The sequence below is a fragment of the Dietzia papillomatosis NBRC 105045 genome, assembly GCF_001570845.1.
Lineage (GTDB): Bacteria > Actinomycetota > Actinomycetes > Mycobacteriales > Mycobacteriaceae > Dietzia > Dietzia cinnamea.
The window spans coordinates 55,302-66,601 of sequence record NZ_BCSL01000002.1 but is presented as its reverse complement, the minus strand read 5'-3'; the positions used below and the strand labels follow the sequence as shown (position 1 = coordinate 66,601).

At 67.5% G+C, this 11,300-nt stretch carries 18 protein-coding genes; 17 read left to right on the top strand and 1 reads right to left on the bottom strand.

Annotated elements, in window-relative coordinates:
- The first annotated feature begins 75 nt into the window (after nucleotides 1–75).
- Nucleotides 76–1,266, top strand: coding sequence for an elongation factor Tu (gene tuf, locus DPA01S_RS01140; RefSeq protein WP_061228291.1), 1,191 nt, complete (start codon nucleotides 76–78; stop codon nucleotides 1,264–1,266).
- 110 nt (nucleotides 1,267–1,376) lie between these two features.
- On the opposite strand, the gene DPA01S_RS01135 is transcribed toward tuf, so the two are convergent.
- Nucleotides 1,377–1,649, bottom strand: a complete 273-nt coding sequence (locus DPA01S_RS01135) for a hypothetical protein (RefSeq protein ID WP_061228292.1) — start codon at nucleotides 1,647–1,649, stop codon at nucleotides 1,377–1,379.
- A 563-nt stretch (nucleotides 1,650–2,212) separates the two neighbouring features.
- Between DPA01S_RS01135 and rpsJ the strand changes: the two genes are divergently transcribed.
- The 16 genes from rpsJ to rpsH all read left to right on the top strand — a co-directional run bounded on the left by rpsJ (nucleotide 2,213) and on the right by rpsH (nucleotide 11,295).
- Nucleotides 2,213–2,518 carry a 30S ribosomal protein S10 gene (gene rpsJ / locus DPA01S_RS01130; protein WP_003938093.1) on the top strand — a complete coding sequence of 102 codons (306 nt, stop codon included), beginning with the start codon at nucleotides 2,213–2,215 and terminating at the stop codon, nucleotides 2,516–2,518.
- A gap of 52 nt (nucleotides 2,519–2,570) precedes the next feature.
- Nucleotides 2,571–3,236 carry a 50S ribosomal protein L3 gene (gene rplC, locus DPA01S_RS01125; protein ID WP_061228293.1) on the top strand — a complete coding sequence of 222 codons (666 nt, stop codon included), beginning with the start codon at nucleotides 2,571–2,573 and terminating at the stop codon, nucleotides 3,234–3,236.
- Nucleotides 3,233–3,922 carry a 50S ribosomal protein L4 gene (rplD, locus tag DPA01S_RS01120; RefSeq protein ID WP_061228294.1) on the top strand — a complete coding sequence of 230 codons (690 nt, stop codon included), beginning with the start codon at nucleotides 3,233–3,235 and terminating at the stop codon, nucleotides 3,920–3,922. The genes rplC and rplD overlap by 4 nt, the downstream gene beginning before the upstream one ends.
- Complete coding sequence (gene rplW / locus DPA01S_RS01115; RefSeq protein ID WP_007628130.1) at nucleotides 3,919–4,221, top strand: 50S ribosomal protein L23; 303 nt, start codon at nucleotides 3,919–3,921, stop codon at nucleotides 4,219–4,221. The genes rplD and rplW overlap by 4 nt, the downstream gene beginning before the upstream one ends.
- Before the next feature lie 31 nt (nucleotides 4,222–4,252).
- Nucleotides 4,253–5,089 (top strand): 50S ribosomal protein L2, encoded by an 837-nt coding sequence (gene rplB, locus DPA01S_RS01110; RefSeq protein ID WP_061228295.1) that lies wholly within the window; start codon nucleotides 4,253–4,255, stop codon nucleotides 5,087–5,089.
- Nucleotides 5,090–5,103: 14 nt separating this feature from the next.
- A complete protein-coding gene (rpsS, locus tag DPA01S_RS01105; RefSeq protein WP_007628126.1) occupies nucleotides 5,104–5,385 on the top strand; it encodes a 30S ribosomal protein S19 in 282 nt (93 codons plus the stop codon).
- Nucleotides 5,382–5,810 (top strand): 50S ribosomal protein L22, encoded by a 429-nt coding sequence (rplV, locus tag DPA01S_RS01100; RefSeq protein ID WP_061228296.1) that lies wholly within the window; start codon nucleotides 5,382–5,384, stop codon nucleotides 5,808–5,810. The genes rpsS and rplV overlap by 4 nt, the downstream gene beginning before the upstream one ends.
- Complete coding sequence (gene rpsC, locus DPA01S_RS01095; RefSeq protein WP_007628122.1) at nucleotides 5,811–6,629, top strand: 30S ribosomal protein S3; 819 nt, start codon at nucleotides 5,811–5,813, stop codon at nucleotides 6,627–6,629. It abuts the gene before it with no gap.
- A 2-nt stretch (nucleotides 6,630–6,631) separates the two neighbouring features.
- On the top strand, nucleotides 6,632–7,048 hold the full coding sequence (gene rplP / locus DPA01S_RS01090; protein ID WP_007628120.1) for a 50S ribosomal protein L16: 417 nt from the start codon (nucleotides 6,632–6,634) through the stop codon (nucleotides 7,046–7,048).
- On the top strand, nucleotides 7,048–7,278 hold the full coding sequence (gene rpmC / locus DPA01S_RS01085) for a 50S ribosomal protein L29 (protein ID WP_007628118.1): 231 nt from the start codon (nucleotides 7,048–7,050) through the stop codon (nucleotides 7,276–7,278). The genes rplP and rpmC overlap by 1 nt, the downstream gene beginning before the upstream one ends.
- Nucleotides 7,275–7,571, top strand: coding sequence for a 30S ribosomal protein S17 (rpsQ, locus tag DPA01S_RS01080; RefSeq protein ID WP_174521529.1), 297 nt, complete (start codon nucleotides 7,275–7,277; stop codon nucleotides 7,569–7,571). The genes rpmC and rpsQ overlap by 4 nt, the downstream gene beginning before the upstream one ends.
- 210 nt (nucleotides 7,572–7,781) lie before the next feature.
- The gene (locus DPA01S_RS01075; RefSeq protein ID WP_232302949.1) at nucleotides 7,782–9,221 is read left to right on the top strand and encodes an alpha/beta hydrolase; all 1,440 of its coding nucleotides are present in this window, start codon (nucleotides 7,782–7,784) and stop codon (nucleotides 9,219–9,221) included.
- A gap of 144 nt (nucleotides 9,222–9,365) precedes the next feature.
- Nucleotides 9,366–9,734 carry a 50S ribosomal protein L14 gene (gene rplN / locus DPA01S_RS01070; RefSeq protein ID WP_007628112.1) on the top strand — a complete coding sequence of 123 codons (369 nt, stop codon included), beginning with the start codon at nucleotides 9,366–9,368 and terminating at the stop codon, nucleotides 9,732–9,734.
- 1 nt (nucleotide 9,735) lies between these two features.
- On the top strand, nucleotides 9,736–10,050 hold the full coding sequence (gene rplX / locus DPA01S_RS01065) for a 50S ribosomal protein L24 (RefSeq protein ID WP_007628110.1): 315 nt from the start codon (nucleotides 9,736–9,738) through the stop codon (nucleotides 10,048–10,050).
- A 2-nt stretch (nucleotides 10,051–10,052) separates the two neighbouring features.
- Complete coding sequence (gene rplE, locus DPA01S_RS01060) at nucleotides 10,053–10,625, top strand: 50S ribosomal protein L5 (protein WP_043566766.1); 573 nt, start codon at nucleotides 10,053–10,055, stop codon at nucleotides 10,623–10,625.
- Nucleotides 10,626–10,896: 271 nt separating this feature from the next.
- Entirely contained in the window at nucleotides 10,897–11,295 is a 399-nt protein-coding gene (gene rpsH / locus DPA01S_RS01055; protein ID WP_007628106.1) for a 30S ribosomal protein S8, read from the top strand.
- Nucleotides 11,296–11,300 lie beyond the last annotated feature (5 nt).

Below are 11,300 nucleotides of genomic sequence, written 5' to 3'. Positions count from 1 at the left end.
TGAGTAAGATCAGACCCCACACAATGCAGTGCCCACCTCGACGGGTGGGGACAGACCAGTCCAGGAGGACAACAAGTGGCGAAGGCGAAGTTCGAGCGGACGAAGCCGCACGTTAACATCGGCACCATCGGTCACGTCGACCACGGTAAGACCACCACCACCGCGGCCATCACCAAGGTTCTGGCGGACACCTACCCCGAGCTCAACGACGCCTTCGCGTTCGACGAGATCGACAAGGCGCCGGAGGAGAAGGCTCGTGGCATCACGATCAACATCTCCCACGTCGAGTACCAGACCGAGAAGCGTCACTACGCGCACGTCGACGCCCCCGGTCACGCCGACTACATCAAGAACATGATCACCGGTGCCGCCCAGATGGACGGCGCGATCCTGGTCGTGGCGGCCACCGACGGCCCGATGCCCCAGACCCGTGAGCACGTGCTGCTCGCCCGTCAGGTCGGCGTGCCCTACATCCTCGTCGCCCTCAACAAGTGCGACATGGTCGACGACGAGGAGATCCTCGAGCTCGTCGAGATGGAGGTCCGCGAGCTGCTGGCCTCGCAGGAGTTCGACGAGGACGCCCCCGTCGTGCACATCTCGGCGCTGAAGGCGCTCGAGGGTGACGAGAAGTGGGTCCAGGCCGTTCGTGACCTCATGCAGGCCTGCGACGACTCGATCCCCGATCCCGAGCGTGAGACGGACAAGCCGTTCCTCATGCCCGTCGAGGACGTCTTCACGATCACCGGCCGTGGCACCGTCGTCACCGGTCGTATCGAGCGTGGCCGGATCAACGTCAACGAGGACGTCGAGCTCATCGGCATCCGCGACAAGGCCACCAAGACCACCATCACGGGCATCGAGATGTTCCGTAAGCTGCTCGACTACGGCGAGGCCGGCGACAACGTCGGTCTGCTGGTGCGTGGCCTCAAGCGTGAGGACGTCGAGCGCGGCCAGGTCGTCATCAAGCCGGGCGCCTACACCCCGCACACCACGTTCGAGGGTCAGGCGTACATCCTGTCCAAGGACGAGGGTGGCCGTCACACGCCGTTCTTCAACAACTACCGCCCGCAGTTCTACTTCCGTACCACGGACGTGACCGGCGTCGTGACCCTCCCCGAGGGCACCGAGATGGTCATGCCGGGCGACAACACCGAGATGAGCGTCGAGCTCATCCAGCCGGTCGCGATGGACGAGGGCCTGCGGTTCGCCATCCGTGAGGGTGGCCGCACCGTCGGCGCCGGCCAGGTCACGAAGATCATCAAGTGATCGAGTGATCCCACGGCGCGGGTGAGCAACTCGCGCTACTCGTGAAGGGCGTCCCACCAAGAGGTGGGGCGCCCTTCACGCATTCGCTGGCGGCGGTGGTCCCGAGTCGATCATCGTCGGCGGCCCAGGATGCTCATGGCGACGGACAAACCGACCGCGGCGACCCCCGCGAACGCCGTGACGGCGACCGCGGCGACCTGTTCGGCGCTGGCGCCGTGATCGCCGCGACCGGCGCCCACCACGCCGTGTCGCCTGTCGACCTCTTCGAGAGCGCGCAGGAGCGCGTCGGGATCGCCGCCCTTGTCGGGATGATGGCGGAGGACGGCCTGCCGCCTGTCCCTTCGATAGGCGACCGGGTCACGGGGTTCACGTCGACTGTTCACGGGCAGATCTCCTAGTGGGCGGACGCGGTCGTTGATCTCCCCGACGGTACCCACATCAGCATGCCCGACGCGGCGATGTCCGGGCTGAGGCGGTGCGGGAGTAAGGCGTCGGGCCCGCCGATTTTGCCCTCGGCCACGATGTACTGCATACTGGTCGAGTTGCCCGGACAAGGCGGCGTCTGCGTATGGGTCCTCAGGGATCGGTGCGCTGGGTCGGGTTGGCCGGGCGAGCACGACAGTGGCGGGTGAGCGATCACCCGCCGGGAAAGCGGGAGGGCGACACGCCCGACTGCGTGGACGCGTCGTGACACGTCAACAGCGGCAGCGGATCGGTCCGCCGTCATCCTCGCCTCGCGCGAGTGTGCGGCATCCCGTCCTCTGGGGGTCTCGTAGTCGTGTCACGTGTGTGCACGGGGGAGACCTCCACGACGGGCACCGATGCACGGGACCGGGTTATCGACGGTCTGACGGTGTCACGTATGACAAGCGAACACAGTAGTGTCCCCGCGCGGCGAGGGCGCTCACGACAGCCGCCTTCACGGGCGGGAGGAGAAGAGGACGAAGTGGCGGGACAAAAGATCCGCATCCGGCTCAAGGCCTATGATCACGAGGCCATCGACGCATCGGCGCGCAAGATCGTCGAGACGGTGACCCGTACGGGTGCTCGTGTCGTCGGCCCCGTGCCGCTGCCCACCGAGAAGAACGTCTACTGCGTCATCCGCTCGCCGCACAAGTACAAGGATTCGCGTGAGCACTTCGAGATGCGTACCCACAAGCGGTTGATCGACATTCTCGACCCCACGCCGAAGACCGTGGACGCGCTCATGCGCATCGACCTGCCTGCCAGCGTCGACGTCAACATCCAGTGACCTCCGACCGCGTAGCGGTCAGCAAGCAACGTGCAGCGGAGACAGTGAACAGATGAGTAACACCGAGATCAAGGGCATCCTGGGCGCCAAGCTCGGCATGACCCAGGTCTTCGACGAGAACAACCGGGTGGTCCCGGTGACCGTCGTGAAGGCCGGGCCGTGCGTCGTGACCGGGATTCGTACCGAAGAGAACGACGGCTACAACGCCGTCCAGATCGCGTTCGGCGCGATCGACCCCCGCAAGGTCACCAAGCCGGTCGCGGGTCAGTTCGAGAAGGCCGGGGTCACCCCGCGCCGGCATATCGCCGAGATCCGGCTCGACAACGCCGAGCAGGCCTCCGGCTTCGAGATCGGCCAGGAGATCGGCGCCGACGTGTTCGAGGACGGTGCCTTCGTCGACGTCACCGGCACGTCGAAGGGCAAGGGGTTCGCCGGCACCATGAAGCGCCACGGCTTCGCTGGTCAGGGCGCCTCGCACGGTACCCAGGCGGTGCACCGTAAGCCCGGTTCCATCGGAGGCGCCTCGACGCCCGGCCGCGTCTTCAAGGGCAAGGCCATGGCCGGCCGCATGGGCAACGAGCGTGTGACCACCATGAACCTCAAGGTCCACAAGGTTGACGCCGAGGCCGGCGTCCTCCTCATCAAGGGAGCCATCCCGGGTCGCAACGGCGGCCTCGTGATGGTCCGTTCCGCTGTGAAGGGCGGTGCGCGCGCATGACCACGACGGAGAACACCGTGAACCTCAAGCTGGATGTCCGTACCCCGGCCGGCTCGACCGACGGCTCGGTCGAGCTCCCCGCCGAGATCTTCGGCGTCGAGCCCAATCTGCCCCTGATGCACCAGGTCGTGGTGGCCCAGCTCGCCGCGGCGCGCCAGGGCACCCACTCGACCAAGACCCGCGGCGAGGTCCGCGGCGGCGGTCGTAAGCCGTTCCGCCAGAAGGGCACCGGCCGCGCCCGTCAGGGCTCGACCCGCGCCCCCGCCTACACCGGCGGCGGCACGGTCCACGGCCCCAAGCCGCGCGACTACTCGCAGCGCACGCCCAAGAAGATGAAGGCCGCCGCTCTGCGTGGCGCCCTGTCCGACCGGGCCGCCAGCGAGCGTATCCACGTGGTCACCGAGTTCGTCGAGGGCCAGAAGCCGTCGACCTCCGGTGTCCGTGACTTCCTCGGCACCCTGTCCGACCGGAAGAAGTTCCTGATCGTCGTCGGCCGCGAGGACCTCGCCGCGTGGCGCTCCGCCGCCAACCTCGATCATGTCCACCCGATCGCTCCGGATCAGCTCAACACCTACGACGTCCTGAACGCCGACGACGTCGTGTTCTCGGTCGAGGCTCTGGACGCGTTCGTCACGCAGGCGAGCCGTTCGCTCGCCGGCAAGGCTGCGAAGGAGGCCGACAAGTGAGCACCGTCGCCGATCCCCGGGACGTGATCCTCGCCCCGGTCGTCTCCGAGAAGGCATACGGCCTGCTCGAGCAGGGCGTGTACACGTTCCTGGTGGCCCCGGACGCCAACAAGACGCAGATCAAGATCGCCATCCAGGAGATCTTCGGCGTCACGGTGGAGTCCGTGAACACCGCTAACCGTCAGGGCAAGCGCAAGCGCACCCGCACCGGGTACGGACAGCGCAAGAGCACCAAGCGCGCCATCGTGACCCTCGCGGCCGACAGCAAGCCCATCGAGATCCCGGGTCTGACCGCCTGAGGGCGGGAAGAGTTAAGGACGAGAGAACCTCATGGCTATCCGCAAGTACAAGCCCACGACCCCCGGTCGTCGCGGCTCGAGCGTCTCGGACTTCGCCGAGATCACCCGCTCGACGCCCGAGAAGTCGCTGTTGCGCCCGCTCAGCAAGACCGGCGGCCGTAACGGCCACGGCCGCATCACCACCCGCCACAAGGGCGGTGGGCACAAGCGTCAGTATCGTGTCATCGACTTCCGTCGGAACGACAAGGACGGCGTGCTCGCCACCGTGGCGCACATCGAGTACGACCCGAACCGCACCGCGAACATCGCGCTCCTGCACTACGCGGACGGCGAGAAGCGCTACATCCTCGCCCCCCGCAACCTCAAGCAGGGCATGAAGGTGGAGTCGGGCGCAGGCGCCGACATCAAGACCGGCAACAACCTGCCGCTCCGCAACATCCCCGCCGGCACGGTCGTGCACGCGGTGGAGCTGCGCCCGGGCGGCGGCGCCAAGATGGCCCGCGCGGCCGGCGCCGGTATCCAGCTGCTCGGCAAGGAGGGCACCTACGCGTCCCTGCGTATGCCGTCCGGTGAGATCCGCCGGGTCGACGTGCGCTGCCGCGCCACGATCGGCGAGGTCGGCAACGCCGAGCAGGCCAACATCAACTGGGGTAAGGCCGGCCGCATGCGGTGGAAGGGCGTCCGCCCGACCGTCCGTGGTGTGGTCATGAACCCCATCGACCACCCGCACGGTGGTGGCGAGGGCAAGACGTCCGGTGGACGTCACCCCGTCAGCCCGTGGGGCCAGCCCGAGGGCCGGACCCGCAAGCCCAACAAGGCGAGCGACAGCCTCATCGTCCGTCGCCGTCGCACCGGTAAGAAGCGCTAAGGAGGGAAACTAGGATGCCTCGTAGTCTCAAGAAGGGTCCGTTCGTCGACGAACACCTCCTCGCGAAGGTGGACGTGCAGAACGACAAGGGCACTCATCAGGTCATCAAGACCTGGTCGCGTCGCTCGACGATCCTGCCCGATTTCATCGGCCACACGTTCGCCGTCCACGACGGCCGCAAGCATGTGCCCGTGTTCGTGTCCGACTCGATGGTGGGTCACAAGCTCGGCGAGTTCGCGCCGACGCGCACGTTCAAGGGGCACATCAAGGACGATCGGAAGAGTAAGCGTCGATGAGCACTGACACCCAGAAGAACGACGCGCAGGCCGAGCAGAAGCTCACCGCCCGCGCCACCGCTAAGTTCGTCCGCGTCACGCCCATGAAGGCGCGTCGTGTGATCGACCTGGTCCGAGGCAAGGACGCCTCTGACGCGCTGGACATCCTGCGGTTCGCCCCGCAGTCCGCCAGCGAGCCGGTCGCCAAGGTTCTGGCGTCGGCGATCGCGAACGCCGAGAACAACCTGGATCTGGATCCCCGGACCCTGGTCGTCACCACGGCGTACGCCGACGAGGGGCCGACCCTGAAGCGGTTCCGTCCGCGCGCCCAGGGCCGGGCCTTCCGCGTGCGGAAGCGCACGAGCCACATCACCGTCGAGGTGACCAGCGTGCCCGAGAAGGCCGGATCCGGCCGGGGACGTCGTAACCAGGGAGGTGCCCGCTAAATGGGACAGAAGATCCATCCGCACGGCTTCCGTCTGGGCATCACCTCGGACTGGACGTCCAAGTGGTTCGCCGACAAGCAGTACGCCGACTACGTGTCCGAGGACATCAAGATCCGCCAGCTCCTGTCGAAGGGCATGGAGCGGGCCGGCATCTCGGGCGTGGACATCTCGCGTACCCGTGACCGAGTCCACGTGGACATCCACACCGCCCGTCCCGGCATCGTGATCGGTCGTCGTGGCGCCGAGGCCGACCGCCTGCGTGGCGAGCTCGAGAAGCTCACCGGCAAGCAGGTCCACCTCAACATCCTCGAGATCAAGAACACCGAGGCCGACGCCCAGCTCGTCGCCCAGGGCATCGCCGAGCAGCTGTCCAACCGCGTCGCCTTCCGCCGCGCGATGCGCAAGGGCATCCAGTCCGCCATGCGCCAGCCGCAGGTCAAGGGCATCAAGGTGGTCTGCTCGGGCCGTCTCGGCGGTGCCGAGATGTCCCGCTCGGAGCGCTACCACGAGGGCCGCGTCCCGCTCCACACCCTGCGTGCCGAGATCGACTACGGCACCTACGAGGCCAAGACGACCTTCGGTCGCATCGGCGTCAAGGTGTGGATCTACAAGGGCGACGTCGTGGGCGGTCGCCGCGAGTCCGACCAGTACGCCCAGTCCAGCAACCGCGGTGGCGCTGACCGTGGCCCGCGCCGCGAGCGCGGTGCCGGCCGGCCCCGTCGCTCCGGCGCCCAGGGCACCACGGCCACCAGCACCGAGACCGGCCGCGCCGGCTCGGCTGCCCCGGCCGAGGCGCCCGCAGAAAACAAGGAGGCCTGACCGTGCTGATCCCGAAGCGCGTCAAGCACCGCAAGCAGCACCACCCCGGCCGCAGCGGTGCGGCCAAGGGCGGCACCAAGGTGACGTTCGGTGACTACGGCATCCAGGCCCTCGAGCCGGCGTACGTCACCAACCGTCAGATCGAGTCCGCTCGTATCGCCATCAACCGCCACATCAAGCGTGGTGGCAAGGTCTGGATCAACATCTACCCGGACCGTCCGCTGACCAAGAAGCCCGCCGAGGTCCGCATGGGTTCCGGTAAGGGCTCGGTCGAGTGGTGGGTCGCCAACGTCAAGCCGGGGCGCATCCTCTTCGAGATGTCGTACCCGAACGAGGAGACCGCTCGCGAGGCGCTTCGCCGCGCGCAGCACAAGCTCCCCTGTAAGACCCGCATCGTGACCCGGGAGGAGCAGTTCTGATGGCTAGTGGAACCACCGCCCCCGAGCTGCGCGAGCTCGACGCGGAAGCGCTGACCGCGCGTCTGCGTGAGGCCAAGGAAGAGCTGTTCAACCTGCGCTTCCAGATGGCCACCGGTCAGCTGACCAACAACCGTCGCCTGCGTGTCGTCCGTCACGACATCGCTCGCATCTACACTGTCATGCGCGAGCGCGAGCTCGGGCTGTCGGCGGCGCCGGGTGATGCCAAGTGAGTGACAAGGAAGCAGTTGTGACTGAGTCCAACGAGAACACCGAGCGCAACAGCCGCAAGGTGCGGATCGGGTACGTCGTGTCCGACAAGATGGAGAAGACCATCGTCGTCGAGCTCGAGGACCGCGTGAAGCACCCGCTGTACGGCAAGATCATGCGACGTACGGAGCGCGTCAAGGCGCACGACGAGACCAACACCGCCGGTGTCGGCGACCGCGTGCGGATCATGGAGACCCGCCCGCTGTCCGCCTCGAAGCGGTACCGCCTCGTGGAGGTCCTGGAGCGCGCCAAGTAGGTCCGCCCCGCTCCACACGAGCAACCCGCCCCTGGGATTCCCGGGGGCGGGTTGTTCGCATTTGTCACATGAGTAGACGCTGATACGACGGGGAACGTACTGTGTCATCGGCCCGGGTACGGACCGGAGCCTCACACACGACAGCGACATCGCCCAGCCAGGACAGGACGCCACATGACCGTACGAGTGGATAATCACCAGCGGAAGGAAGTGCGAGCCGGGGCCGCCCGCGGATTGCGCGCCCTCGCCGCGTCGGCAGCCGCGGTGGCTCTGATCGCCGGCGGGGCCGTGCCGGCCGCCGCGCAGAGCCCCGACGCCGGATCGATCGGGCCGGGGTCCGTCGACCCTGCGTCCCTGGCGCCGAGCGTCGTGCCCGGGAGCCTGTTCGGGGTACCGTCGCTGAGTATTGCCGCCTCGACCCATCTCGGCGCGCCGATCCCGTTGACGGGCGTCCTCGGATCACTCGCGGACGCCGGGTCCGGGGATTTCGCCCGCCCCGGCAGCTCGCTGCCGCCCGGGCAGCCGATAGCGGTCCGCGACAAGTCGATCACCCGGTCCGAGGTGCGGAGCATAGATCCGCTCTTCCCCGCGTCCCCACACGAGGTCGACGGGCGCGCCGAGGTCTGGACGGTCACGTCGGCGACGATGCAGCGGGTCGTGCGGGTGGAGGTCTACCGCGCTCCCGCGGGCGTCGACGCCCCCAACGTCTACTTCCTCGACGGTGTGGGCAGCGAGTCCCCCTCGGGCTGGAGCGGTGGCATGGGCTGGGGCGATCCGGCCGTGCGCGACCTCGACGTCAACGTGATCGCGCCGACCGGCGCTCCGTCATCGATGTGGTCCGACTGGCGGACCGACGATCCGGTCCTCGGCCCCAACAGCTGGGAGACGTTCCTGACCGAGGAGCTGCCGCCGCTGCTCGAGCAGGGTCTCGAAGGCACCGCCGACGGGCTCGCGCACAACGGGGACTGGGGCGTGTTGGGCGTCTCGATGGGGGCGGCGTCGGCGCTCCACCTGGCCAACTCCACTCCGGAGATGTTCAGCGGGGCCGGGGGAGTGTCGGGTGCCTATTCGACACTGGACGAGCTCGGGTACCAGTACGCCCGTCTGACCGTGGCCGCCCGCCACGGTGAGGTGACCAACATGTGGGGACCACGGGGATCGCAGGCGTGGGAGGACCACGACACGGTCGCCGACCCGAGCGGGCTGGCCGGACAGTCCGTGTTCCTCAGCGCTGCCACCGGGCTCGTCGGATCGACCGAGCTGGGGTACTTCGGGAGTAACGAAGTCGTGCTGCTCGACGGCCACATCCTCGAGAAGGGGTCCTACGAGAGCACCCGCGCGCTCGAGGGCGCACTGCGCGGGGTCCCGGATGTCGATCTGCAGGTCGTCTACATGGACGCGGGTATCCACAACTGGCCGACCTTCGTCCCGCAGATGCTTCCGGGGCTGCAGCACATCCTCTCCGGGCTCGATGCCGCCGTTCCCAACTCGCGGGCCACGACCGGGGGAGTGGCGGATCGCGAGCACAGCCCGCTCGGCTCCCTGGGCTCGGCCGGCTCGGCCGGCTCTTCGGGCGGGACGGGCTCGGCCGGCTCCTCCGGGTCGCTCCGCATGCTGGGCGCGGGGTCGGCGGGGTCGGGCGGCAACTGACCGGGATTTGGGCCGCGCAGGGGCGGCACCCTACACTGGAACAGTTGCCCGAGCTGGCGCGTACGTTTCGCGCGCCCGGGCGGCATGACCGCGTGTGTCGGGTCGGTATCCGGCACACATCGAACAGACCTGGTCAGGAGAACCATGATCCAGCAGGAGTCGCGGCTGAAGGTCGCCGACAACACGGGTGCCAAGGAGATTCTCTGCATCCGCGTTCTCGGCGGGTCCAAGCGTCGCTATGCGGGCGTGGGCGACATCATCGTCGCCACCGTCAAGGACGCCATCCCCGGCGGCAACGTCAAGAAGGGTGAGGTCGTCAAGGCCGTCATCGTGCGCACCGCCAAGGAGCGCCGTCGCCCGGACGGGTCGTACATCAAGTTCGACGAGAACGCCGCCGTCATCATCAAGAACGACAACGACCCGCGTGGCACGCGCATCTTCGGGCCCGTCGGCCGCGAGCTGCGCGACAAGAAGTTCATGCGCATCGTCTCGCTGGCTCCGGAGGTGCTCTGACATGAAGGTTCACAAGGGCGACACCGTGCTCGTCATCTCGGGCAAGGACAAGGGCGCGAAGGGCAAGGTCATCCAGGCCTTCCCCGCCCAGGAGAAGGTCCTCGTCGAGGGCGTCAACCGCATCAAGAAGCACACCTCCAACTCGGCTGCCGAGCGTGGCGCCTCCTCCGGCGGCATCGTCACCCAGGAGGCCCCGATCCACGTGTCCAACGTGATGGTCGTGGACGCCGACGGCACCCCGACCCGGGTCGGAATCCGCACCGACGAGAACGGCAAGCGCGTCCGTGTCTCGCGTAAGACCGGGAAGGACCTGTGACCATGACCGATACCGCTCTTCCCACCGGCTACACCCCGCGCCTCAAGGCGAAGTACCGTAGCGAGATCAAGCCGGCGCTGAACGAGACGTTCGAATACGCGAACGTCATGCAGATCCCGGGCGTCGTCAAGGTCGTCGTCAACATGGGCGTCGGCGACGCCGCTCGCGACGCCAAGCTCATCAACGGCGCGATCAACGACCTCACCCTGATCACCGGCCAGAAGCCGGAGGTCCGCCGGGCCCGCAAGTCCATCGCGCAGTTCAAGCTGCGTGAGGGCATGCCCATCGGCGCGCGCGTCACCCTCCGTGGCGACCGCATGTGGGAGTTCCTGGACCGCCTGACGACCGTCGCCCTGCCGCGTATCCGCGACTTCCGCGGCCTCTCCGGCAAGCAGTTCGACGGCCACGGCAACTACACCTTCGGTCTCAACGAGCAGACGATGTTCTACGAGATCGACGTCGACAAGGTCGATCGTCCGCGCGGCATGGACATCACGGTCGTCACCACCGCGACGAACGACGAAGAGGGCCGGGCGCTTCTCAAGCACCTCGGTTTCCCCTTCAAGGAGAACTGATCCTCTCCTGACAGGCCGGACCGGCCGTCCTCGCCGGGGCACCGCATCGCGGGTCCCCGGCGACGGGCAGACGGCCCAGTCGTCTGGTCGTGAGCAGTGAGAAGAGCACTGTGAACGGCGGGACACCCGAGCGCCCCACGGGGGGCCGGATCCCATACAAGAGAACATTCGCACTCTTCGTGATAGGCCCACGGCGTTCGCGGGCGACCCACAGGTCGCCGGGCGGGCGTGTTGCATGGGAACCGTTACGAGAAAGGAACATGGTCCATCCATGTCGATGACCGATCCCATCGCGGACATGCTGACGCGTGTGCGTAACGCCAACTCGGCGTTCCACGACACCGTGTCGATGCCGCATTCCAAGCTCAAGGGCAACATCGCGGCGATCCTCAAGCAGGAGGGTTACATCGCCGACTACGCCGTCTCCGACGCCGAGGTGGGCAAGAAGCTCACCATCGATCTGAAGTACGGCCCGTCCCGCCAGCGGAGCATCCAGGGCATCAAGCGCATCTCGAAGCCGGGTCTGCGTGTGTACGCCAAGTCCACCGAACTGCCCAAGGTCCTCGGCGGGCTGGGCGTCGCGATCATCTCGACGTCCCAGGGTCTGCTCACCGACCGTCAGGCGAACAACAAGAAGGTGGGCGGGGAAGTCCTCGCCTACGTCTGGTAAGGGGG